The following is a 23538-nucleotide window of genomic DNA, read 5'->3' as shown; positions in this document are numbered from 1 at the left end:
AGCGCGAGAGACGAGAGGCCCGGAGGAGCAGGAACGTCGTGTCGCTGACCGGCAGCGGGGTGCTGATCCTCGGGGTGGTGCTGACCGTGCTGTCGGTCGCCGGGACGGTCTGGATCTGGCCCCGCCTCGCCAAGCGCCACTGGTGGGCGTTCCTGGGCCGGATCGGGACGATCGTGGTGACGCAGGTGCTCCTGATCTGCACGCTCGGGCTCTGGGTCAACGACTCCTTCTCCTTCTACAGCAGTTGGTCCGACCTGCTGGGCATCGGGGCGAAGGGACCGGTCACGGTCGGGGCCGGCGCGGGCGCGGGGCACACCGCGTCCGGGTCCGGCCTGCACGGACCGGCCGGGGCGCAGGTCCAGGTGCTGGGCCAGACCACTGTGGCCTCGGCGGGCATCGGCCTGCTCGACCCGGCCAAGGCGGGCAAGCTGGAACGGGTGCGGTTCCCGGGCACGGTGACGGGGCTGACCACCGACGGCTATGTCTACCTGCCGCCGCAGTACTTCCAACCCGCCTACGCCAAGGACCGGTTCCCGGTGCTGGTGAGCATGACCGGGTTCCCCGGCGAGGCCACCAATCTGGTCACCAAGCTCCAGTACCCCTCGATCGAGCTGCAGTTGATCCAGCAGGGCAAGATCAAGCCGATGATCCAGGTGCTGATGCAGCCCTCGCCGTCCATGCCCAGGGACAGCGAGTGCGAGGACATCCCGAACGGCCCGCAGGCGGAGACGTACTTCACCGCCGACGTCCCGTTGGACGTGGAGAACTCGTACCGGGTCCGCACCGACGGGCGCGGCTTCAGCGCGATCGGCGACTCGACCGGCGGCTACTGCGCCCTCAAGCTCGCGATGCGCAACCCCGCCCTCTACGCCACCGCGGCCTCACTCTCCGGCTACTTCAAGGCGGCCGAGGACGTGACCACCGGCGACCTCTTCGGCGGCAGCCAACTGCGGCGCAACGAGGCCGACCTGAGCTGGCGGATGCAGAACCTGCCCGCCCCGCCGGTGGCGCTGATGCTGGCCAGCAGCAAGCAGGACGGCGACACCTACGCGCTGGCCCGGTCCTTCGCCGCGCTGGTGCGCCCGCCGACCACGGTCGCCGAGGCGACGGTCGACACCGGCGGCCACAACTTCACCACCTGGGTCCGGCTGCTCCCGGCCTGCCTGACGTTCCTGAGCGACCATCTGCCGGAGCCCGCGCCATGACCGGCCGCTGAGCCGGCGTGGCTCACAGCTTGTAGCCGATGGTCCGCAGCAGTTGCCTGCGCGCGGTGACGTCGGACTCGGTCTCCTCGCCGAGCGGCGGCTCGCCGTCGACCACGCCCACGACGCCGCGACCCTGCCCGGTCACCGCGACCAGCACCTGGACCGGGTTGGCGGTCGCGCAGAACAGGCCGCAGACCTCCGGCACGGCCTTGATCGCGTTCAGCACGTTGACCGGGTAGCCCTCGCGCAGCAGCACGACGAAGCAGTGCCCGGCTCCGATCGCCGTCGCGTTGGCGACGGCCAGCGCCGTCAGTTCGGCGTCGTTGCCGGAGCGGCGGACCAGCCGTGGGCCGGAGGCCTCGCAGAAGGCCAGCCCGAAGCGCAGGTGCGGACTGATGCCGACCAGCGCCTCGTGCAGGTCCTCAACTGTCTTGATGAAGTGCGACTGGCCGATGACGACGTTGAGGTCGTCCGGCTTGTCCACGCCGACCACCTCGATGCTGACCGCTTCGCTCGACATGACTCCAGCGTGCGGGGCGGTCCGGCCGGGCGCACCTCGGCCGTGCGCGGGACTCCGGCGCAAACTCCGCGCCGCGCCCAGGCCCGGACGCTATGCTTGCCGTATGCATCGTTCTTCGTGCGTGCGCACGACGTCGCTGGGTTGGTGGCGCTCCTCCTAGGAGCGGCCGACCCTCACGCACGCATGCACCACGCATGCCTTGGGCCGTCCGTCCGGACGGCCTTTCGGTTTTCCCGGTCCCGGTTCTTCCAGGCGCGGGTGGCCCGCCGTCCCACGGCCCTGCCACCCACACCAGCGCCCAGCGCGACCACCGGGAGAGACCATGACCAGCACCAGCACCCTGACGCGTGCCGGCACCGTGACCCGTGCCGGCAGCCCGACCCGCACCGCCACCCGCGTGCTGACCGGCGACCGTCCCACCGGACGCCTGCACCTCGGGCACTACTTCGGCACCCTGCGCAACCGCGTCGCGCTTCAGGAGCAGGGCGCGGAGCTCTTCGTCGTGATCGCCGACTACCAGGTGATCACCGATCGCGACGTCGCCGAGGACCTGCCCGGCCACGTCGCGGAGCTCGTCCTCGACTACCTCTCCGTCGGCATCGACCCGGACCGCGCCACGATCTTCACCCACAGCGCCGTCCCCGCCCTCAACCAGCTGCTGCTGCCGTTCCTCAGCCTGGTCTCCGTCGCCGAGCTGCAGCGCAATCCGACGGTCAAGGACGAGATCGCCCACTCGCGTCAACACGCCGTCAGCGGACTGATGTTCACCTATCCCGTGCACCAGGCGGCGGACATCCTCTTCTGCAAGGCCCAGGTGGTTCCGGTCGGTCAGGACCAGGTGCCGCATCTGGAGGTCACCCGAACAGTGGCGCGGCGCTTCAACGAGCGCTACGCCGCCGGGACGCCTGTCTTTCCCGAGCCCGAGGCGCTGCTCTCCGCCGCGCCGCTGCTGCTGGGGACCGACGGGACCAAGATGAGCAAGAGCCGGGGCAACGCGATCTCGCTGGCGGCGACGGCGGACGAGACGGTCCGGCTGATCCGCGGTGCGGTCACCGACGCCGACCGTCGGATCAGCTACGACCCGGTCCACCGCCCCGCGGTCTCCTCCCTGGTACTGCTGGCCGCGCTCTGCGAGGACGTCGACCCGCACCAGGTCGCCGAGGAGCTCGGCGACGGCGGCGGCGCCGCCCTGAAGCGGCGGGTCACCGACGCCGTCAACGGCCACCTCGCCCCGATCCGGGCGCGCCGCGCCGAGCTCGCCCGGGACCGTGACGCGGTCCGGGAGGTGCTGCGGCACGGCAACGCCCGCGCCAACGAGGTGGCCGACGCGACGCTGGAGGAGGTCCGCGCGGCGATGAACGCGCGGTACTGACGCCGCCTCGGGCCGACCCGCCGGGACGATTCCCCCACTTGGCCGTCCGGGGTGTTCGTCCGGCCGGGTGGCGGAGACGCTGGTGGGAGCGTTCGTCTGCGGAACCCCGGAAACCCTCCGAGCTCGGGACGGGCGTTTCCGCAGGGACGCTGCGGAATCACTGCACACACTGGAGTAGTCCCGTGGCACGCGCTCTCTCGCTCGACCCGTCCTCCACGACCGAGAACACCCAGACCGCCTCCGGCCGGACCGCCGCCGACGTCGTCGCCGCCCCCGGGCACGACTGGGCGTCCTCGCTGGTCCACACCGCGGTCGCGAACCGCCCGGTGGAGGAGGTGGCGCAGCTCTTCGCGATCCTCGACTCCGCAGGTGAGATGGGCTCACCCAGCCCGGCCTGTGCGATCGCGGCAGGACGCCCGCTGGAGGACGTGTCACGACTACTCGCGTCACTTGACGGCGCTCAACAGGCGAGAGGGCACGAGATCCTGTGTGCGGCGGTGGTCCACAGACCGATAGCGGACGTCGCTTTCCTGGTCGGCTCGCTGGCGGACGGCCCAGCCGTGGCCGCGGTGGAGAGCGCGTTGCGCATTGCCGCCGTGCACCGGTCGCTGGACGACGTGGTCGCCCTGGCCCGTGCGCTCAAGGTCGACAAGGCCCCGGCGGACACGGTCAAGCCCGAGGGCAAGGCTGACGCGAGGACCGAGGGGAGGGCCAAGGTCGAGGCGAACGCCAAGACCGCTGCGCCGGCGGAGGACAGCGGCCGACGCGGTTTCCTCGGCGGCAAGCGCGGCTGACTCAGGCGTATCCGAGGTAGGCACTGCGGCGTTGCTGCGTTGCGGCCCGGGCGCGGCCGGTCGGACGGACCTAGACTCGCTCCATGGCGACCTGGGACGACGTCCGCCGGATCGCGCTCGGGCTGCCCGGCACCAGCGAGCGCCCCTCGCGCGACCACGCGCACTGGTGGGTCGGCGAGAAGGGCTTCGTCTGGGAGCGCCCGCTGCGCTCCACCGATCTGGCCGCGCTCGGCGCTGCGGCGCCGGGAGGGCCGATCCTCGGTGTCCGGGTGCCCGATCTCGGCGTCAAGGCGGCGCTGGTCGAACAGGGCGGTGACGTCTACTTCACCACGCCGCACTTCGACGGCTACCCGGCGGTCCTGGTCCAGCTCGACCACATCGACGTCCAGGAGCTGACGGAGCTGATCACCGAGGCCTGGCTGGACCGCGCGCCGAAGAAGCTGGTCAAGGAGTATCTGGGCGAGAGCTGAGCCGGAATCAGAGCGCTTCGGGCGGAGCAGCTGTGGAATTCTGGGGTCGAGCGGGAAGATCGACTCGGCCTTGGAGGTCCGCAGTGCACGACGCAGCGCAGGACGCAGTGCAGGTCGCAGCGCAGGTCGCAGTGCAGGATGCGACGCAGCACGTCGCCAGGCAGCACGTCACGGTGGTCACCGGCGGAAGCCGTGGCATCGGCGCGGCGATCTGCGAACGTCTCGCGTCCGACGGTCACGACGTCGTCGTCGGCTACCGCTCGGACCGTGCCGCCGCCGAGAAGGTCGCGGACGCCGTCCGCGCTGTGGGGCGTCGGGCGGTGGCGGTCGCTGTCGACACCGGCGACGAGGCCGCGGTGGACGCGCTCTTCGACGCCGCCGCCCGGGAACTCGGCCCGGTGACGGGGCTGGTCAACAACGCGGGTGAGAGCGGGCCGAACGGCCGTCTGGCCGACGCCGACGTGGACGGACTGCGCCGGGCGCTGGACACCAACGTCCTCGGCTACCTGCTCTGCGCCCGCCGCGCGATCCGGGACATGGGCGCGAACGGCGGCGGTGCGATCGTCAACATCTCCTCGGCCGCGGCCACGCTCGGCAGTCCCGGCCAGTACGTCCACTACGCGGCGTCGAAGGCGGCCGTGGACGCGATGACGGTCGGGCTGGCCAAGGAGGTCGCGCAGGACGGGATCCGGGTCAACTGCGTGGCGCCGGGCGTCATCTGGACCGAGTTCCACGCCGATCCGCAGCGCCCGGCCAAGCTCGCTTCGACCATCCCGATGGGGCGCTCCGGCGATCCGGCCGAGATCGCGGGAGCGGTCTCCTGGCTGATGTCGGCCGACGCGTCCTTCGCCACGGGCGCGGTGCTGCGCGTCGCCGGCGGGATGTAGCGCGGGCCGGACCGGCTTACCGTGGGGAACGGGGCCAGTCGACCGAGGCGGTGCCGCGATGGAGCAGGAGCGGGCGGAGCGGTTGGTGGCGGCGCTGCGGGCGCGCCGCGTGATGGCGCACCTCGCCGACCTCGGCGTCTACGAGTACGCGGTGCGGGTGGTGCTCCCCGACGACGAGGGCGAAGCGGTCTGGGACAGCAGCGACGCGCTGGGCCTGGAGGCCGAGGTGCTGCAGGACGGCGTGCTGATGGGATTTGTCCCGCACGTCCCCGGCTCGGAGGACATGAGCGAGGACCAGCTGATCGAGGTCATCGCCACGACGGAGTACGACCGCGAGGGCCTGCACCCGCCGAAGGACGCCGCAGGCCGACCGGTCGCGCCGCCGCCGTCGCAGCCGACGGCCTCGCAGCCGTCGGCCTCGGAGGCAGCGTCGGGGGCAGCGGCCTCGGCGTCGTCCTCGCCCGAGCCGAGCGCATCGGACGAGGATCTGACCGACGGGCCAGTCTCGCACCGGGCGCCGAGGCGTCACTGGTGGTCGCGCGGGTCGCGCGGGTCGGCCGCCTGACCTGGCGTTCAGCCCTTACTGAGCGTTCGCACGGGGCTGCCGTCGAGGAAGGCGGCGATGTCCTCGACGCCCTCGGTGAAGAAGCGTGAGTAGTTCCGCTCGGTCACGTAGCCGATGTGCGGCGTCGCCAGCAGGTTGGGCAGCGTGCGGAAGGGGTGGTCCGCCGGGAGCGGCTCGATGTCGAACACGTCGACGGCCGCGCCCGCGATCCAGCCCTCGCGGAGCGCCTGGGCCAGGGCGTCCTGGTCGACGATGGCCGCGCGCGAGGTGTTGACCAGGAAGGCGGTGGGGCGCATCCGCCGCAGCTCCGGCGCGCCGACCAGGCCGCGGGTCCGGTCGCTCAGCACCAGTTGGACGGAGACGAAGTCGCTGCTCTCCAGCAGCTCCTCCTTGCTGGCGGCGAGTGCGACGCCCTCCGCCTCGGCCCTTTCCGCCGTGAGGTTCTGGCTCCAGGCGGAGACCTCCATGCCGAAGGCCCGTCCCACCTGGGCCACGCGTGAGCCGATCCGGCCGAGCCCGAGCAGGCCCAGACGGCGGCCGTGGAGGTCCGTGCCCACCGTCTGCTGCCACGGACCGCCCGAGCGCAGCGCGTCGTTCTCGGTGGTGACATGCCGGGCCAGGCCCAGCAGCAGCGCCCAGGTGAGCTCGGCCGGCGGCTCCGCGGTGCCTGCGGTCCCGCAGACGGTGACGCCGTGGCGTGCCGCCGCGTCGAAGTCGACGGAGGCGTTGTGCATGCCGGAGGTGACCAGCAACCGCAGCCGGGGCAGGCGCGCGAACAGCTCCGCGTCGAACGGCGTGCGCTCGCGCATGATGAAGACGATCTCGCAGTCGCCTACGGCCTCGGCCAACTCCTCGCGGTCGCTGATGTGCCGGCGCACCGTCCGCACCTCGACCCGGTCCGTGACGGGGGACCAGTCGGCGGCGGTCAGTGCGACGTTCTGGTAGTCGTCGAGGACGGCACAGCGCAGCTTCTCCATGATCCCGAGCCTAGCGGCGCGGGATCACGACGCGCGCACTCGGTGTGCGCACTCCGTGTGCTCACTTCGTGTAGGTGACCGTGAAGTTCGCGTTGCCGCTGTTGGCGATCGGGGTGACCGTCACCGTGCCGTGGGCGCCCGCGAGCCTGCCGGTGCCGTTGGTGATCGGGAAGGTCATCGGTGCGGTGGAGTTCTGGCTGGTCGCGAGGTTCTGCGTGGAGTTGTCGGAGATCAGCATCGACCCGTCTACCATCGCGATCTGGGCCGAGCAGGTGGCGGTGGCGGGGGCCTTGGTGATCAGGCAGTAGAGGTGGTCGGTGGCGACCACGGCGGAGCCGTGGGAGGCCTGGGTGCCCGTGTAGTCGGTGTTCGTGGACACCACGTAGCTGCCGAGGGTCGGCGCGGTGCTCGGGTTGGTCACCACCGTCCCGTCGGGCGTGTACAGGTTGGACATCTCCTGGACGCTGTACAGGTGCAGGGTGACGGTCACGCCGGACCCGCTCGTGCTGGACGAGGGCGCGGGCATCGAGCTGGACGACGTCATGCTCGACGACGGATAGGCGGTGCTGGAGGTGGCACTGGTGCTGGAATCGGAGGCGTTGGGCGTCGAGGACGCGCTTCCTGCCGCGAGTACGAAGGCTCCTGCGGCGAGCGCGGCGGCTGCTGCCGTGTAGCGGGGGTAGCGCGAGTGGCTTCTCATCGGGTCCTCCCAGACGGACGGGCAGACCCCTCGCACCATTCTCGCGCGCCCGTCCCCGGCCCGCGCGCCGCGCGTGGCCGGGGAGAGGCCTGAAGGCCAGGGCCTGTTCAGGCCGCGAACGGCGTCGCGTGGTCCCAGAGGCGGGTGAACGACTCCGCCAACTCCTCGACGGCGGGCGGGAGGTCGATCATCAGCACCGGGCCGGTGGCCGACGCCCGGTCCGCGCCGGGCAGCGTCAGCAGGGCGCGGGCGCTGTCGGTGAGGATCATCCGGGTTTCCACGCCGTCGGTGATCCGTGCCTCCTCGCCGGCGGCGGCGTAGGCGGCGGCTTGGCGCACCAGCGCCGGGTCGTCGAGCAGGTCGGAGTGGTAGATGCAGCGCACCGTCCCGCCCGAGCGGGTCAGCGTGCGGACCCGGCGGATCCAGTCCGGGTCGCCGAGGCCCTCGAACGGCGGGCGGGCGGTGGCCAGCACCGAATGCATCGCGTAGTCACGCCAGTGCTCCATGCGCGCCATCGTGATCCGGCCGGAGTCACCGCTCGTGTCGGCGGACTTGGTATCCCGGCGTCCCGCGCGGCGGGCGGCGGCGCGGGCGCACTGCCAGGCGCGGCGCAGGTCGGCCACCAGGTCGGCGGCGATCGACTCCAGCCGGACCAGGTTCTCCCGCTGCGCGCCGAGCAGCACGGCGCTCGCGTCGAGCGGGTCCACGGCGTGGAAGACGGCCGGCTTGGCCGGGCCCTTGGTCACCAGGCCCTGGTCGATCAGTGACTCCAACACGTCGTAGACGCGTTGTCGGGGGACCCGCGCCTCCTCCGACAGCTCGGCCGCCGTCGCCTGCGCGACACGGGCCAGCGCGGCGTAGACCCTTGCCGCGTAAGGCGGCAGGCCAAGGGACTCAAGAGCCCGCTCGGCGGGCCCTTCGGCGAGGACGGAAGGGACCGTGAGTGACATGTCCCAGTCATATCAGACGGACCGGGCTGGTTGCCAACCGTGAGCAGTCTGTCACACCACGCACGGGTGTGGGGTGAGGGTGTGCGGTGGATGCGTGAACCTTGTGAGAACTTGTGAGAATCCGTCAAGTCGGCGGCCTGTCCGCGAAGGTCGTCGGCCCGCCCCCCGAGGGAGGGGGCAGGCCGACGATGACGCACGGTTACGGCGCCGGGGCGTACCCGGTGGGGCGGACCGTGAAGGTGCCGCGGCCCTGGGTGCGGCTGCGGAGCCGGGTCGCGTAGCCGAAGAGCTCGGCCAGCGGCACCGTCGCCGTCACCACCGCAGTGCCCGTGGTCGTGCGCGTGCTCGTGCCTGTGCCCGTGCCCGTGGCCGACGTGCCCGTGCGGGCCGTCGATCTCGTCACCCGGCCGCGCCGGGCGGCCAGATCGCCGAGGACGCCGCCGACCGCGTCGTCGGGAACGGTCACGGTGACCTCGACCACCGGCTCGAGCAGGATCGGCGCGGCCTGTCGGAGCGCCTCGCGCAGGGCGAGGCGTCCGGCGGTGCGGAACGCCAACTCCGAGGAGTCCTTCACATGGGTCGCCCCGTCGGTCAGGGTGACCCGCACACCCGTGACCGGGTGGCCGCCGACCGGGCCGTCCACGAGCGCGTCGCGGCAGCCCGCCTCGACGGCGCGCACGAACTCCTGCGGGACCCGGCCGCCGACCACGGTGGAGCGGAAGGCGAACTCCTCGCCCTGCTCCGCCGGTTCGACGTCCAGCACCACCTGGGCGAACTGACCCGAGCCGCCGTCCTGCTTGGCGTGCCGGTAGGTGAGCGCTCCCACCGGACGCGTCACCGTCTCGCGGAAGGCCACCTGCGGGCGGCCCACGACCACGTCCAACTCCCTTTCCCGGCGGACCTTCTCCACCGCGACCTCCAGATGCAGCTCGCCCATGCCGGACAGCACCGTCTGACCCGTCTCCGGATCGGTGCGGACCGACAGGGACGGGTCCTCCTCGACCAGCCGTGCCAGCGCCGTCGCCAGCCGCCCGGCGTCGGCCGAGCGACGCGGCTCGACCGCGACCGTCACCACCGGGACGGCCACGCTCGGCGGTTCCAGCACCAGCGGTGCGTCCGGCGCGCACAGGGTCGCCCCGACCCGCGCCGAACGGGGACCGATCACGGCGACGATGTCGCCGGCCACGGCCTGCTCCATGTCGACATGACGGTCCGCCTGGACGCGGAGGATCCGGCCCACGCGCTCGCTGCGGCCCGAGGCCGTGTCGAGCACGGTGTCGCCCTTCCGCAACGTCCCCGCGTAGAGGCGCAGGAACGTCAGCCGTCCCGTCGGCGCCGCGTGAACCTTGAAGACCAGCGCGGCCAGCGGCCCGTCAGGATCGGCCGGGCGTTCCGCGGACCGGTCGGTGCCGACGGTGCGGTCGGTGCGGTCGGTGCGGTCAGTGCCGTGAACGTTCCCGGCGTCCTGGACCGGCGGGAGGTCCGAGGGAGCCGGGAGGTAGGCCACGACAGCGTCCAGCAGCGGCTCGACGCCCCGGTTCCGGTAGGCCGAGCCGCAGAGCACCACCACGGCCTCACCGCTGCGGGTGAGATCGCGGAGCGCGGCGGTCAGCGTCCCGGGGGAGAGGGTGCCCAGCGCGCAGAACTCCTCCAGGGCGGCGGGGTGCAGCTCGGCGACGGCCTCGGCGAGACGGTGACGCCGCGCCTCGGCCCCCGCGCGGAGTTCCTCCGGCACCGGGGCGACAAGCATGGCGCCCGTCGCTCCGCCCGCAGTTCCGTCCGCATTACCGGGCACGGTCCCGGCGGGCCAGAGCAGCGCCCGCAGGTGGACCAGGTCCACCACGCCGGTGAACGCGTCCTCCTGACCGATCGGCAGCTGCACCGCCAGCGGGGCGGGGTGCAGCCGCCGACGGATGGAGTCCACCGCGGCGTCGAGGTCGGCCCCGGCGCGGTCGAGCTTGTTGACGAACGCGATCCGCGGCACGCCGTGCCGGTCCGCCTGCCGCCACACCGACTCGCTCTGCGGCTCGACCCCGGCGACGGCGTCGAAGACCGCGATCGCGCCGTCGAGGACGCGCAGCGAGCGCTCGACCTCGTCGGCGAAGTCGACGTGGCCGGGGGTGTCGAGCAGGTTGATCCGGTGCCCGTCCCAGTCGCAGCTGACCGCCGCGGCGAAGATGGTGATGCCGCGGTCGCGCTCCTGCGGGTCGAAGTCGGTGACGGTGGTGCCGTCGTGGACCTCGCCGCGCTTGTGGGTCGCGCCGGTCAGGAAGAGGACGCGCTCGGTGACGGTGGTCTTTCCGGCGTCCACATGGGCGAGGATGCCGATGTTGCGGACGCGGGAGAGCAGGTTGATCCGGTTGGTACGCACGGCCGGTGGCCTTTCAGGAAATCCTGGACAGGTCGGCGCGATTGCCCGGGACGGGCGCGTCAGAACGCGGGTGTCGTCACCGGGTCCGGTACCGGCCGCGCAGCCGGGACCGGAGGGACGAGGACACCAGGATCACCTCGGACCGAGCGGCCCGACGGAGGACAGGAACCAGGGCGGCATTACGCTGACGCATGGCCCGGCTCCTCTCGTCCCTGTCTGATGGCTCAACTCGGTTCGTGGCGAGTGTAGGGAAGGCATCCGCCGCGGGGCATCCGAATATCGCAGGCCGGGGCATGGGCCGGCACGCGGGCCGATGACGGACGAGGGGGAGCGTCGTGGCGGGCAGTTGGCGGAGACTGGCGTCGGTGGTGGGCGCGCGGGCGCGGTACCAGCGGCGGAAGGCGCGGATCGCGGTCGTGGTCCTCTTCGTGCTGCTCGGGATCGGCTTCTGCTTTCCGGCGGGTGACGACAGCGATCCGCTGGACAACGTGTACTTCTCGACCGCGGTGGTCCTGCTGCTGACCGCCGCGACCCTCTGGGTCTGGCGCGCTCCGCGCACCGAACTCCCGGCGCTGCGTTGGCGGTTGCGGCATCGGCGGGTCTGCTGGCGGGGTTCGGTGGTGGCCCTTTACGGCGCGTCCTTCGGGCTGCTCGCCAACGCCTGGTTCGCCTACCGCCGCGACGGGCTGCCCGCGAGCGCGAGCATGGCGAGCTACGACCATCTCGACCAGCTGTCGCGGACGTGCGGCTCGGTGGGCCTCTGGTTCCTGCTGCTCTCGCCGCTGCCCGCCCTGCTGGACGTCCCGACCTGGCGGCTGATGCCGCGTCCGCTGCGGCGCGCGGCGATGGTGGACCGGGTGACGGAGGAGCTGGCCGACCCGAAGCGCAGCCTGGTCCGGGGAGATCTGCCGCAGCGGCACGTGCCCGCGCCGGGCAGGCCGGGTAGGCCGCTGCGGTTGGATCCCGCCTCGAAGCAGTACCGGTTGCCGTTCCCGGCCGAGCGGCTCCCGGCCTTGGACTGGGACGGCGAGCTGCTTCGGGTCCGGGCACGGCGCGGGGTCGTCTACGGCTTCAGTGCGGAAGGCCCCGGACCCCGGCCCACGACCCTGGCCGAGGTCGTGGAGGAGGTCACGTTCCGCCATCGCCGCTGGATGGTGCTGCTCGACGCCGACGGCGACCGGCTGCTCGTCGTGCGCATCGGCTCCGAGAGCACCCATCTGCGCGCGAACCGGCTTGCGACGCTGGCCGGTCGGGCGAACCTCGCCTTCGCCCAGTACAACCTCGGTTGGACCAAGGACGACGCGGGCAGCGTCGGGCCGCGCCTGTTCCCGCCGGTCGCGCATGCCTGGCGCGTCCGCCGCGCGGCACGTGCGTTGGCCGCGCCCGTCGCGCGGACGGAGCCGGCGGACGCGGCGGAGTAGGCGCAGGAGGTCTCACGGCGTCGGCGGCGGCTCAGGTGGCTCGGGCGGCATCGGCGGGGCCGGGGGCTCCGTCGGCGGCGGAGGAGCGGCGGATTCGCCGCGGAGGGCGGCGAGACGGCGGTGGTAGTCGTCGACCTCGATGTCGCCGCGGGCCAGGCGCTCGGCCAGCAGCTGTTCTGCGGTGGGTGCGGCCTGCGCGTGCGGACCCCACCTCGGTGGGCCGGGCCAGCCTCCTGGTCCGGCGGCGGTGCCGGGTCCGCCCTGGTGCGCCTGCTGCGCGTTCCAGCGCGAGCGGCGGGTCATGAAGCGGATCAGCACCACGATGACGATCAGCAACAGCACCCAGAAGATCACCATGGTGATCACCGGGAAGATCCACAGGTCCCCGTGGTGCGGGCCCCCGCGTCCGTACGGTCCGAACGGTCCCATGTTCAGTCGCCTGCCCTGCTCGCCCCCGTCCGGCTGACGGGGTGCTGCCAGGCTGATACCCGGTGGGGAGCCGGGATTGATGAAGGCGGCATGAGAAAGCGCGGGAAAGCGCAGGAAAGCGCGGGAAAACGCCGGGGGCGCGCATGGTGACGCGCGCCCCCGTTGGTTCGGCCGGTCGGCTCAGGTGAGCAGTTCCTCCGGAACCGCCGCCAGCGCCTCCTGGATCGCCGCGACCAGACGCCGTGCCGACTCCGCCGTCAGCTCCAGCGCGACCCGGGCCGCCGGGTCACGGGACGGGTCGGCGAGGTCGATGTTGAGCGTGTGCTCGTGCATCGCGTGGACGGGGTGGTCGTAGTAGACCGTCGCGTCCGTGACGTGCAACCAGGAGCCGCCCGGCCCCTTGCCGCTGCCGTCGATCTCGGTCTTGACGGTGGTGTACGTGCACATGGTCCAGAACTCCTGCTCAGTTACTCAAACGCTCAGTTGCTCGAACGCTCGGTCGATCGAACGCTCAGTTGCCGAGGTTGGCGGCGAAGAAGGCGGCGATCCGCTCCCAGCCGTCGTTGGCCGCCGCCACGTTGTAGGACGGGCGGTCCACGGCGAAGAACGCGTGGCCCGCGCCCTCGTAGCTGTGGAACTCGTGCGGCTTGCCGTCCTTGGTCAGCAGCTGGTCCAGCTCCTCGACCTGGTCGGGGGAGGGGAACTTGTCCTCCGCGCCGAACAGGCCCAGCAGCGGCGCGCGCAGCTGCGGCAGCTGGTCGACCAGCGAGCGGGCCGAGGTCGGGAAGTCCGCTGGCGGGTCGAGGGTGACGAACGCGCCGTAGCAGTCGACGGCGGCCTGGAGGTCCAGGTGACAGGCGGCGAGCACGGACTGGCGACCGCCGGAGCAGTGGCCGATCACGCCGATCTTGCCGTTGGAGTGCGGCAGCGCCCGCAGGTACGCGGCGGCGGCGCCGACGTCGCCGACCAGGCGCTCGTCCGGCACACCGCCACTGGCGCGGGCCACGGCCGCGGCGTCGTCCGGCGCGGCGCCGGGAGCCTCACGGGAGTACAGGTTGGGGCAGATGGCGTCGTAGCCCATCTCGGCGAAGCGACGCACCATCTCCTTGGTGGCCCGGTCGTATCCGGGCATGTGGTGGATGACCACCACGCCACCGCGCGGCGCGTCGCCTTCGGGGCGGGCCAGGTAGCCCTCGATCTCGTCCCCGCCGTGGGCCGGGAAGTGGATCGTGGAAGCGCTCAGAGATCCGTTCATGGCACAGCTATACCACGCGTGCCTGAAGCCTTCGTTCGGCGGCGGTCGGTGTTCCGCAGTCAGTCAGTCCGCGACGACGAAGACCGCCGCGGTGCGCGTGTCGGGGCTGGCTCCGTTGCCGATGACCACGGCCTGCTCGGCAGGCAGTGCTCGTGCGTTGCAGCCGGCCTGGCCGGACGGGGTGATGTACATCCCCAGTACCGCGTGCCAGTCGGTGACCTGCCCGTCGGCAGGATCCACGACCGGTTCGGTACGCGGGACCACGCGGCGCTGGACGACGGCCCCGCTCCGGCGTGCCGAGGCCAGAGCGGCGGCCCAGGCCTCGTCCGACAGCTGCCAGCCGGCCACGACGCCCGTGCCGCCGGTGCCGCCGTTGGGTTTGAGCACCAGCTCCTCCCGGTGGGAGAGCGCGTAGGCGTCCACCCGGCCGTCCACCGCCCCGGTCCAGGGCACCAGCCGGTCGATCAGGGCGCGCTCGGCGACCGAGAACGCACCGTGGAACGCGGGGTCGTGGAGCAGGGCGAGACAGCCCTTGTTCCCGTACAACTCGCCGCCCATCGGGGTCCACAGCACGACGCGTCCGTCCTGATGCGCCCGGACGACCCGTTCGAGCTGCGACTCGGACTCCGGCGCGGCGCAGACCTGGTCGATGCCGAACGCCCGCAGCAGGACGTCGACACGTGGTGTGTCCGGTTCGCAGGCAAGGAAGACGCCGCTGTCGCGGACGTCGAGGTCGTGGAGCTCACCCAGGCGGACGTCGAGTCCCCAGCCGTGCATGAGTTCCTGGAAGGGCTCCCAGCTGTACCGGTACAGGTCCAGTTCGCCCGGCGCTTCCACCACGGCGACGACCGGCTCGCTGCCGTGAGTGACCGTCAGACCGGCTGCCCGGAGCGTCTCGGCCACCTCGCGACCGGTGTCGGTGAATCGGAGCCGGTGGGCGACGGCGAACTCCGCGAAGGCGGGGACGTCCATCAGTGCGCTCGGCAGCCTGCCCGCGCGGTCGACGCCGCCGACCTGGCTGACGATGTTGAACTCCAGCAGCTTGAAGCCGTCGCCGTCGTGATACATGTCCGTGCGTCCGTAGCGCGGCGGCGTGCTCGCACCGAGCCGGCTCAGCAGCGCCGACTCGCGCGCCCCGACACCGAGGGCTGCGTGGAAGCGCGCGTGGTCACCGTCGAAGAGACGGGCGGGGAGTGAGACGAGCACGTCGAACAGCGCGTCCACGTCCCGCTCGAAGCTGCGGAGTTCACGCTGCGAGACGAACAGCGGGCGGGGCAGCAGGCGGTGACCCGACACCCGGGTGAGGACCGGCGGAAGATCCGCGTCCGCGACCGCGTGGCGCAGCCGGCTGCCGGGGGTCCTGCATTCTTCGAGGTAGAGCTCAGTGGTGCGGTCCATCGGCAGACCGGTTCCCTTCCCCGACCGGTGACTTCCCCTGACCCGTGCCGAGTGTCCCCGCACGAAGTCTCCGCCGCAACCCTGCCTGGCGCCGCCGGTCATATTTCGGAAAAAATTCCGGAGGAAATGGACTTCGCGTGTGAACCGGAGCGAACTTCGTGTAGCGGATCAGGCCGGTTCAATGACCGTGATCCGTATGCAATGCCATGAATTCCCGCATTGCGGCGGATGAGGACGTTCGTTTTATCCTCGTGGAAATATTGTGTCTTCTCACGCGACACCTCTTGCGCGCACCCAGGGTCGTGAACGAAGGTCGTTGGCGAAGCCGCAATGACGGCCTCACGGGCCATGAACCTGTCGAGGTCGGCGCTGTGGCAGCACATGATACCTGGTCAGAGGACTGGCCGTATCCTGGCCGCGCCGTCTGTCCAGCACCCCGCCGATCGTTTCTTACAAGAAATCGAGAACATGCGGATTGCACTTGTCTCCATGCCATGGCATCTTCTGGCGACACCGTCCCTGCCGCTCGGTATTCTCCAGGTCCAGACCGACAAGTGCCGCAGTCGGCACGAGGTGCGTTCGCACTTCGTGAACCTGCGCTGGGCCGAACACCTCTATGAAGTCAGCCACGGCGCCATCACGCCGGACGACTACGACTACGTCGCGAACATCGGTGTCTGGCACGGCATGGGCGACTGGGTTTTCACCCCCGCGCTGTACGGAACTCCGCACTGGCGGCGGGATCGTTATCGCGCCTATCTCGCGGAGCACGGCGTGAATCCGGGCAAGTCCGAGGCGATGGCGGAGCATGCCGCGGGATTCGTCACCGCACTCGCGCGCGAGATCGTCGCCGAGGAGCCGGACGTCATCGGGTTCAGCAGCACCTTCCAGCAGAACGTGCCCTCGCTCGCCATGGCCAAGGCGGTCAAGGAGATCGCCCCGGACATCCCGATCCTGCTCGGCGGCGGGAACTGCGATGCCCCGATGGGGCCGGCGCTCCAGCGGAACTTCCCCTTCGTGGACTACGTGATCAGCGGTGAGGCCGAGCAGTCCTACGTGGAGTTCATCGACCATCTCGACGGCCGACTGCCGGTGGAGGAGGTCCACGGCCTGTCCTGGACTACCAAGGACGGGGACGCGGTGACGAACCCGCCCGGTCCGCTGCTCGCGATGCGCGACGTGCCCTGTCCGGATTTCGACAGCTACTTCAGCGAACTGAAGAAGAGTCCGGTCAGCTCGTTCGTCAAACCGACCCTGCTGTACGAGGCGGCGCGGGGCTGCTGGTGGGGCGAGAAGCACACGTGCACCTTCTGCGGGCTCAACGGACTGACCATGAAATTCCGTTCCCGCCCTCCGGAGCAGGCCCGCCGTCATCTCGAGGAACTGGTGGAACGCCATCGCATCCTCGACATTGTGGCGGTCGACAACATCCTCGACATGGATTACCTGCGCACCCTGCTGCCCCAACTGGAGGCGTCCGGCCACGACGTGAACTTCTACTACGAGGTCAAGTCGAACCTCGGGGAGGAGGACGTCGCCAAACTCCGCGCGGCCGGGCTGGTCCATATCCAGCCGGGCATCGAGAACCTCAGCTCGGACGTTCTGAAGATCATGGACAAGGGCGTCCACGCCACGCAGAACATCCGGCTCCTGCGCAGTTGCGAGGAGAACGACGTCACCGTCGACTGGAACTACCTGTACGGCTTTCCCGGCGAGCGGGAGGCCGACTACGCGGCGGTCCTCGACCAGTTGCCCGCTCTGTCGCACCTTCAGCCGCCGGCGGGCCGCGTCCGGATCCTGCTGGAGCGCTACAGCCCGAACTTCGAACGTCCCGAACTCGGCTTCCCGCAGCGCCGCCCGGCCGCGTTGTACGGCCATGTCTACGACCTGCCTGAAGCCGAACTCCGCGACCTCGTCTACCAGTTCGACTCCCCGGCGGTGGGGATCCAGGAGTCGACGGCCGCACGACTGCGCACGGCGATCGTCACCTGGCGTGGCAACTACCCGGTCAGCAGCCTGCTGATGAGCCGGGACGGATCGGGCGGCCTGCTGATCGAGGACCGCCGGGCGGGTTGGCCGCAGCGGCAGATCAGGCTGGAGTCCGCCGAGGCCGCCGCGTACGAGGTGCTCCGGACGCCCCGGCACGCGGCCGCGCTCCGGAAGCGGCTGGCCGACCAGGGACATGACGTCGACGCGGCGCAGGTCGAGACGTGGCTCGCGTCCTGGAAGAAGCAGGGACTGGTCTTCGAGTCCGACGGTCGCTTCGTCGCCCTGGCCACGAACAGGGCGAGCATCAAACGCGACGCGCAGCCCGCCGCGCAGCCCGCCGCGCAGCCGGCCACGCCCGGCGCGGGCAGCGCGGGCAGTGCAGGCGGCGTGGACGGTGCGGCCGGTGCCTGCGCCGTGTCCTTCGCGCCGGACACGGCGCGGGAGACGCTGGAGTTCATCCGCACGCTGAGGGACCACACCTCCCGGGCGCAGGTGCTTCCCTGGCGTGCCGATCTCTCCGGCCTTCCTGACCCCCGCGTGCTCCATCACCTGAGCCCCCCGGACCACTTGGACGCCCAAGCGGACGCGGAGCAGACAGCGGCGTTGGACGCGTGGCGGGAGTCCCACCGCTACGGCCTCCTGCACTGCCGCCGGGGCCCCGGGTTCACGGTCGTCCACGACTCCCGTCCGGGCGCGACCCGGGCCGAGACCGTCCTGGACAGTCCCGAATCCGGCAGCCTCCTCGACCACTACGACACACCGCGGCCCCTGCCGACCGCGGACGACCCCACCTTCCCGGCGGTCCAGGACCTGCTCCGCGACGGCATCCTGCTCGCCCTGGGCGGGCTTGCCGTCGCGCTGCCCTACCGCCTGCACCGGCTTCCGCTCCCCATCGAGGTGCTGGGGCACGGATGAGACCCCCGCCGGGCCGCCGCCCGGCGGGACGCTCACGGCCGCGGAGCCGGGGACGCGTCCCCGACTGCGATGCGCGTCCTCACGGAAGGGAGACCACCATGCGTTACGTCCACTGAAACTCGTAGCCGTTGCGGCCATGCCCACGCACGTCGGCATGGCCGCAACGCGGTTCCTGTCCACGGAAGCAGCGCAGACTAAGGAGGGCGGCCATGACCGCGGAGGCGCAGGTTCTGCGAGACCCCATCTACAACCCCCTGGCGCCGGACGTCATTGCCGATCCCCACCCCTTCTACCGGAGGCTCCGGGAGCACAGAAGGGTCTACTGGCACGCGGTGCTGGACTCCTGGGTACTCACCGGATACGAGGAATGCCGCCAGGTCCTGAGCGACACGGCCGCCTTCGCCTCGGACTTCCGCAGGGTCGGTGAGGAGATCCCCGACGCCCACCTGACCGTGCAGTCCCTGGACCCACCCGAGCACGGCGCGATCCGGCACCTGCTCGTCACCGCGCTCCACGAGCAGTCGCCCACGGCCATGGCCGACCGGGTGGCCGAGATCGCCACCGCACACGTCGCGGCCCTGCGCGGGCAGGACCGCCCGGTCGACCTGGTCCGGGAGTTCGCGCGACCGGTCGCCCTGCAGACCATGTGCGAGTTCCTCGGCGTCGAAGCGCCCGACGGCCCACGGTTCGAAGAGCTGTCGAACGCCATCGTGCTCAGCATGGACGCTGGCCTCGACCCGAGCCGCGCGGAACCGGGGACCCGTGCCCGGGGCGAACTCGCCCGGCTCATGGGCGAGTGGCTGCGTGACAGCGACGGTGCTGCCTTCATCGGGGCGGCACGACGGGCGGCTCTCGCCGCGCCGGAGGTGTCACCGGCGCTGCTGGCGAACTCGCTGCGCACCGTTCTGCACGCCGGATACGAGTCGGTGAGCCGCCTGCTGGGCAATGCGCTGGCCCGGCTCGTAGCGACCCCCGCGCTGCTGCACGGGACCGGAGACCCGGCGCGGCCGGACGGGCTGAACGGGCCGGGCGGGCTGAACGGGCTGGACGGGCTCGTCGAGGAGCTCATCCGGCTGGACGGCCCGGTGCAGGCCGATGCGCGCGTCGCCACCGAGGACCGTGTGGTGGACGGGCAGAAGATCCGCCGAGGAGAGGTCGTCATCCTGTTCCTCGCCGCGGCCAACCGTGACCCCGGCGTCTTCGCCCACCCCGACGACGTCGATCCGGGACGACGCAGGGGCGTCCATATCGCGTTCGGCCGAGGCGCTCACGCGTGCCTGGGCGCGAACCTGGCCACGGCGCAGCTACGCGCCGTCGTGACTGCGCTGGCCGGGTCCGGACTCGGCCTCACCGCGGCCGGGGCGCCGCAGTTCGACCCGACCGCCACCCTGCGCGGGCTGCGCTCCTTGCCCGTGCTCATCCGCTGACCAGGCTGCGGACCAGGCCGCTGACCAGGCCGCGGACCTGACCCGCCGTTCCGCTGGATTTTCGAGAACAGGACCGCCATCGTGGAATCCGAGCGCAGCAGATCGGGACACCTCGCCGCTCTCCTCGACAGTCATGTCGTCACCCAGATCATCGCGTCCGCGGTCCGGTTCAAGATCCCGGACCATCTTGCCGACGGGACCATGACGGAGCAGCAGCTCAGCGACGTCACCGGGATCGGCGTACCCGTGTTGCGCCGCTATCTCCGCGCGCTCCAAGGGCTCGGACTGGTCGAGGAGGTCGGCGCAGTCGGCGCAGTCGGTGAGGCTGGAGAGGCCGGAGAGGCCGGAGAGTCCCGAGCGGGGTACCGGGGCACTGCGCTCGCGGACCTGCTCCGCAGCGACTCCGGCTCCCTGCACGGGCACTCGCTGATGGCGGGGGACGACTACTACGGCGCTTGGGCCGAGCTGGATCACGCCCTGCGGTCCGGCGAGTCGGCGTACGAGCATCGCCACCGGCGGTCGCTCTGGGACCAGTTGAGTGAGCAGAGCCAGGTCGCCGAGTCCTTCACCCGGACCATGCAGTGGAACAGTGAACGTGCCCTGGACGAGGTCCTCGGCCTCTACGACTTCTCCGCCGCCCGGACCGTCGCCGATCTCGGCGCGGGACACGGCACGCTCACGGCCGGACTGCTCCGCCGCCATCCGCAGGTGCGCGCCATGGTGCTCGAACAACCCGCCGTCATCGACCACGCCCGCCGATCGCTGACGGAGGCGGGCCTGGCCGACCGCTGCGAGTTCCTCACGGGGGATCTGCTGCGGGAGATCCCCCGGGGTGCCGACCTCTACCTGCTCAAGTCGGTGATCCACAACTGGAACGACGAGACCGCCCTGCGAATCCTGCGCAACTGCCACGCCGCGATGGGCGCCACGGACCGGCTGCTCGTCGTCGAACGCGTCGCGGACGCCAGCAACCAGCTCGACGCCGCGATACGGGATCTCACCATGCTGGTGCTGTTCGGCAGCCAGGACCGCAGCCGGGACGAGTACGCGACCCTGCTGAGGGACGCCGGATTCACGGTGACCAACGCGGTCACCGGACCCACCGGCTTCTGCGTCCTGGAAGCCGCTCCCGCGCGGTGACGTCCCTGTTCGCCCGGCGGTCAGTGATCGAGGGAGTCGACGCCCCGGTAGCCGGCAGGCACACCCGTCAGGATGACGGCGGTGGCGTTCATGTTGCGGGTGCGCAGGGGCAGGATCTCCTGGTACGCGGGTGAGGCGTACCAGGCGCGGAGGTTGGTGTCGTCCGGGAACTCGATGAGGATCACGTCGCGGATGTCGTCCCAGCTGCCTTCGAGCAGCTCGGCGTTGCCGCCGTGGACGACGAACCGGCCGCCGAAGGGGTCGAGGGTGGCGTCGATCCGCTGCAGGTACTCGACGATCTCCGGGCCGAACTCGACGGAGTGGACAAGGGCGAGGGCGTAGGCGGTCATCTCGGTCTCCGGTTCTGTGTGTTCTCGGTGCTCGGCTGTCGGTGGTTCGGCTCGCTCGTTCCGACGCTTCGAGTCTCCGCGTGTGCGCAGGTCCGCGAATCCGTCACGTATCCGTCATCCGTCGGGCCCGCGGACCGGCTCTCCTCCCGTCCGTGGCATGCTGCGGGGATGCACGCCCCGCACGACACCACCGACGCCGCGTCCGACATTGCTTCCGCCACCGCCGCGCGGCTGCGCAACCCGATCGGGACGCACGTCCCGGTCGCGGGTCGCGGCTTGGTCGGGACCGGGCTCGCCTACGCGGAGCGGATGGGGGCGGAGGCGGTGCAGGTCTTCGTCGCCAACCCGCGTGGCTGGGCCACGCCCGAGGGCGATCCGGCCAAGGACCGGGCCTTCCGTGCGGCCTGCCGGGAGCGCGGCGTCCCCGCGTACGTGCACGCGCCCTACCTGATCAACTTCGGCTCGGACACGGCCGCGACCCGGGAGCGGTCCACCGACTCGCTGCGGCACTCGCTGGTGCGCGCGCACGCGATCGGCGCGCTGGGCGTGGTGGTGCACACCGGCTCGGCGGTGGGACGCGCGGCCGACGGCGGATCACGCCGGGCCGAGGCGATGGCCCAGGTCCGGGCGGACGTGCGTCCGCTGTTGGACGAGCTGGACGCCCTCGCAGAGCGGGCCGCGCGCGAGGGCGACGACGTGGACGCGCCCTGGCTGCTGCTGGAGCCGACGGCGGGTCAGGGCCAGTCGCTCTGCTCGCGGATCGAGGACCTGGCCGCGTACGCCGACGCGTTGGACCGCCATCCGCGGGTCGGCGTCTGCCTGGACACCTGCCACGCCTTCGCCGCCGGGCACGACCTGGCCGCGCCCGGCGGCGTCACGGAGGCGCTGGACCTGCTAGAGGAGGTCTTCGGTCCGGGGCGGCTCAAGCTGATCCACGCCAACGACTCCAAGGACGTCGTCGGCGCCCGCAAGGACCGGCACGCCAACATCGGCGACGGCCATATCGGAGCGGAGCCGTTCCAGGAGCTGTTCCGGCACCCGGCGACGGACGGGGTGCCGCTGATCTTGGAGACGCCCGACCGCAGCGCCGCGCCCGGCTTCGGGCACGCCGCCGACGTCGAGACGCTGAAGCGGCTGCGCGCCGAGGCCTGAGCACGGCCGAGGAACGGGCAGGAGGGGCGAGCAGGCTGAGCGGGCGTCAGTCCCCGGGCTCCTCGGGCAGGTCGAGGACGCCGAACTCCAGGGTCTGCAACCGCTCCGGGTCGCCGATCACGTTGATCTCGGTGATCCGCGCGTCGGGGCCCTCGGTGAAGGCGAAGGTCAGCACCACCGCGAGGCGGCCCAGCGGGGCCATGACGAGCGCGTAGTCGCCGTTGACCAGGGCCTCCTCGGTGACCTGGGCGCGGTCCTTGGAGCCGAGCGCCGCCTTGGCGACGATCCGCGCGCCGCTGAGCGAGATCGGGTGCGGCGTCGGGCCTGCGGCCGCGTCGGCGCGGATGACCACGTCCGGGTCGAGCAGGGTGACCAGCGCCTCGAAGTCCCCGCCACGGCAGGCCGTCAGGTACGCCGAGACCACCTGCCGCCGCCGGTCGGGATCCGGCTGCGGGATCACGGTGACGCCCCTGACCCGGCGGCGCGCGCGGCTGGCCAACTGCCGGACGGAGGCCGAGGTGCGCTCCATCATCGGGCCGATGTCGTCGAAGGGGACGGCGAACATGTCGTGGAGCACGAAGGCGAACCGCTCGGCCGGGGTCAGCGTGTCCAGAACCACCAGCATGGCCAGGCCGACCTCGTCAGCCAGCAGCGCCTCTTGCTCCGGGTCGGCCGGGTGCTGCTCCGCCGCGGCCTCGCGGCCGAGGGTGGGCTCCACGACCGCCGCGTCCAGGGCGTCCTCGCGGCGGCGCTCGCGCGAGCGGAGCTGGTTCAGGCAGATGCGGCCGACCGTGGTGGTCAGCCAGCCGGCGAGGTTCTCGATCTCCTCGGCGTCGGCGTCGGTGTCGGTGCTGGTGCCGGTGTCCGTGCCGGTGGCCTGGCCGGCCCTGGTGGCGCGGTCGAGGCGCAGCCACGCCTCCTGGACGGCGTCCTCCGCCTCCGCGAGCGAGCCGAGCATCCGGTAGGCGACGGCGCGCAGCCGCGACCGCTCCGCCTCGAAGCGCCTGCTCAGTTCCTCACGGTCGTCCACGGACGGTTCCCCTCTCGGCCACACGGCGACTGCCGCACTGCTGCCTATCACAGACCGGGCCGCCTCCTCGGGCAAGCGTTCAACTTCGCCGTGCCGGACCGAAGATCGCACGAGACGTGGCGCGACGTCGTCAACTGTGCAAAGCTCCAGGACCGACACCTTACTGACGCGTAAGAGGCGGATCCTGCGCGTACGGGCGCGTACGTGCGCATACGGGTCGG

At 71.6% G+C, this 23538-nt stretch carries 22 protein-coding genes; 11 read left to right on the top strand and 11 right to left on the bottom strand.

The annotated features are described in order from the left end of the window. Window positions 1–38: 38 nt before the first annotated feature. On the top strand, window positions 39–1205 hold the full coding sequence (locus tag I2501_RS16885; RefSeq protein WP_196194872.1) for an alpha/beta hydrolase: 1167 nt from the start codon (window positions 39–41) through the stop codon (window positions 1203–1205). Window positions 1206–1227: 22 nt separating this feature from the next. Here the strand turns inward: I2501_RS16885 and I2501_RS16880 are convergent, their stop codons facing one another. Beyond that, on the bottom strand, window positions 1228–1725 hold the full coding sequence (locus tag I2501_RS16880; protein ID WP_196194871.1) for an adenosine-specific kinase: 498 nt from the start codon (window positions 1723–1725) through the stop codon (window positions 1228–1230). A 322-nt stretch (window positions 1726–2047) separates the two neighbouring features. On the opposite strand from I2501_RS16880, the gene trpS reads away from it, so the two are divergent. The 5 genes from trpS (at window position 2048) to I2501_RS16855 (ending at window position 5813) form a co-directional block, all read left to right on the top strand. Continuing rightward, a complete protein-coding gene (gene trpS, locus I2501_RS16875; protein WP_196194870.1) occupies window positions 2048–3097 on the top strand; it encodes a tryptophan--tRNA ligase in 1050 nt (349 codons plus the stop codon). A 182-nt stretch (window positions 3098–3279) separates the two neighbouring features. Beyond that, window positions 3280–3891: a hypothetical protein gene (locus I2501_RS16870; protein WP_196194869.1), complete on the top strand. Its 612-nt coding sequence runs from the start codon at window positions 3280–3282 to the stop codon at window positions 3889–3891. Between the two features lie 83 nt (window positions 3892–3974). Continuing rightward, on the top strand, window positions 3975–4361 hold the full coding sequence (locus I2501_RS16865; RefSeq protein ID WP_196194868.1) for an MmcQ/YjbR family DNA-binding protein: 387 nt from the start codon (window positions 3975–3977) through the stop codon (window positions 4359–4361). A 173-nt stretch (window positions 4362–4534) separates the two neighbouring features. Beyond that, entirely contained in the window at window positions 4535–5248 is a 714-nt protein-coding gene (locus I2501_RS16860; protein ID WP_196195040.1) for an SDR family NAD(P)-dependent oxidoreductase, read from the top strand. Between the two features lie 58 nt (window positions 5249–5306). Further along, window positions 5307–5813 (top strand): hypothetical protein, encoded by a 507-nt coding sequence (locus I2501_RS16855; RefSeq protein WP_196194867.1) that lies wholly within the window; start codon window positions 5307–5309, stop codon window positions 5811–5813. An 8-nt stretch (window positions 5814–5821) separates the two neighbouring features. On the opposite strand, the gene I2501_RS16850 is transcribed toward I2501_RS16855, so the two are convergent. From I2501_RS16850 to fusA, 4 genes are all read right to left on the bottom strand, one after another. Then, entirely contained in the window at window positions 5822–6790 is a 969-nt protein-coding gene (locus I2501_RS16850; RefSeq protein ID WP_196194866.1) for a D-2-hydroxyacid dehydrogenase family protein, read from the bottom strand. Window positions 6791–6851: 61 nt separating this feature from the next. Then, a complete protein-coding gene (locus I2501_RS16845) occupies window positions 6852–7490 on the bottom strand; it encodes a hypothetical protein (RefSeq protein WP_196194865.1) in 639 nt (212 codons plus the stop codon). Between the two features lie 107 nt (window positions 7491–7597). After that, the gene (locus tag I2501_RS16840; RefSeq protein ID WP_196194864.1) at window positions 7598–8440 is read right to left on the bottom strand and encodes a TrmB family transcriptional regulator; all 843 of its coding nucleotides are present in this window, start codon (window positions 8438–8440) and stop codon (window positions 7598–7600) included. A 199-nt stretch (window positions 8441–8639) separates the two neighbouring features. After that, window positions 8640–10811 carry an elongation factor G gene (gene fusA, locus I2501_RS16835; protein ID WP_196194863.1) on the bottom strand — a complete coding sequence of 724 codons (2172 nt, stop codon included), beginning with the start codon at window positions 10809–10811 and terminating at the stop codon, window positions 8640–8642. 335 nt (window positions 10812–11146) lie between these two features. Here fusA and I2501_RS16830 point away from each other — a divergent pair, with 335 nt between their 5' ends. Then, window positions 11147–12232, top strand: a complete 1086-nt coding sequence (locus tag I2501_RS16830; RefSeq protein ID WP_196194862.1) for a hypothetical protein — start codon at window positions 11147–11149, stop codon at window positions 12230–12232. Window positions 12233–12244: 12 nt separating this feature from the next. Here I2501_RS16830 and I2501_RS16825 read toward each other — a convergent pair whose 3' ends face one another. From I2501_RS16825 to I2501_RS16810, 4 genes are all read right to left on the bottom strand, one after another. Further along, window positions 12245–12661 carry a hypothetical protein gene (locus I2501_RS16825; protein ID WP_196195068.1) on the bottom strand — a complete coding sequence of 139 codons (417 nt, stop codon included), beginning with the start codon at window positions 12659–12661 and terminating at the stop codon, window positions 12245–12247. A 180-nt stretch (window positions 12662–12841) separates the two neighbouring features. Continuing rightward, complete coding sequence (locus I2501_RS16820) at window positions 12842–13108, bottom strand: DUF6295 family protein (RefSeq protein ID WP_196194861.1); 267 nt, start codon at window positions 13106–13108, stop codon at window positions 12842–12844. Between the two features lie 64 nt (window positions 13109–13172). Next, entirely contained in the window at window positions 13173–13916 is a 744-nt protein-coding gene (locus I2501_RS16815; RefSeq protein ID WP_196194860.1) for a dienelactone hydrolase family protein, read from the bottom strand. 63 nt (window positions 13917–13979) lie between these two features. Then, window positions 13980–15314, bottom strand: coding sequence for a circularly permuted type 2 ATP-grasp protein (locus tag I2501_RS16810; RefSeq protein ID WP_196194859.1), 1335 nt, complete (start codon window positions 15312–15314; stop codon window positions 13980–13982). 330 nt (window positions 15315–15644) lie between these two features. Between I2501_RS16810 and I2501_RS16805 the strand changes: the two genes are divergently transcribed. The 3 genes from I2501_RS16805 to I2501_RS16795 all read left to right on the top strand — a co-directional run bounded on the left by I2501_RS16805 (window position 15645) and on the right by I2501_RS16795 (window position 20785). After that, complete coding sequence (locus tag I2501_RS16805; protein ID WP_328806405.1) at window positions 15645–18218, top strand: RiPP maturation radical SAM C-methyltransferase; 2574 nt, start codon at window positions 15645–15647, stop codon at window positions 18216–18218. Window positions 18219–18427: 209 nt separating this feature from the next. Next, a complete protein-coding gene (locus tag I2501_RS16800) occupies window positions 18428–19645 on the top strand; it encodes a cytochrome P450 (protein ID WP_196194857.1) in 1218 nt (405 codons plus the stop codon). Between the two features lie 81 nt (window positions 19646–19726). Then, window positions 19727–20785 (top strand): methyltransferase, encoded by a 1059-nt coding sequence (locus tag I2501_RS16795; protein WP_196194856.1) that lies wholly within the window; start codon window positions 19727–19729, stop codon window positions 20783–20785. Between the two features lie 20 nt (window positions 20786–20805). On the opposite strand, the gene I2501_RS16790 is transcribed toward I2501_RS16795, so the two are convergent. Further along, a complete protein-coding gene (locus tag I2501_RS16790; RefSeq protein ID WP_196194855.1) occupies window positions 20806–21135 on the bottom strand; it encodes a DUF1330 domain-containing protein in 330 nt (109 codons plus the stop codon). 168 nt (window positions 21136–21303) lie between these two features. Here I2501_RS16790 and I2501_RS16785 point away from each other — a divergent pair, with 168 nt between their 5' ends. Beyond that, window positions 21304–22287: a deoxyribonuclease IV gene (locus I2501_RS16785; RefSeq protein WP_196194854.1), complete on the top strand. Its 984-nt coding sequence runs from the start codon at window positions 21304–21306 to the stop codon at window positions 22285–22287. Between the two features lie 46 nt (window positions 22288–22333). Here the strand turns inward: I2501_RS16785 and I2501_RS16780 are convergent, their stop codons facing one another. Continuing rightward, window positions 22334–23317 carry a sigma-70 family RNA polymerase sigma factor gene (locus tag I2501_RS16780; protein ID WP_196194853.1) on the bottom strand — a complete coding sequence of 328 codons (984 nt, stop codon included), beginning with the start codon at window positions 23315–23317 and terminating at the stop codon, window positions 22334–22336. Window positions 23318–23538: the final 221 nt, after the last annotated feature.

The organism is Streptacidiphilus fuscans (assembly GCF_015690355.1).
Taxonomy (GTDB): domain Bacteria; phylum Actinomycetota; class Actinomycetes; order Streptomycetales; family Streptomycetaceae; genus Streptacidiphilus; species Streptacidiphilus fuscans.
This window is presented reverse-complemented; position numbering and strand designations above follow the sequence as displayed.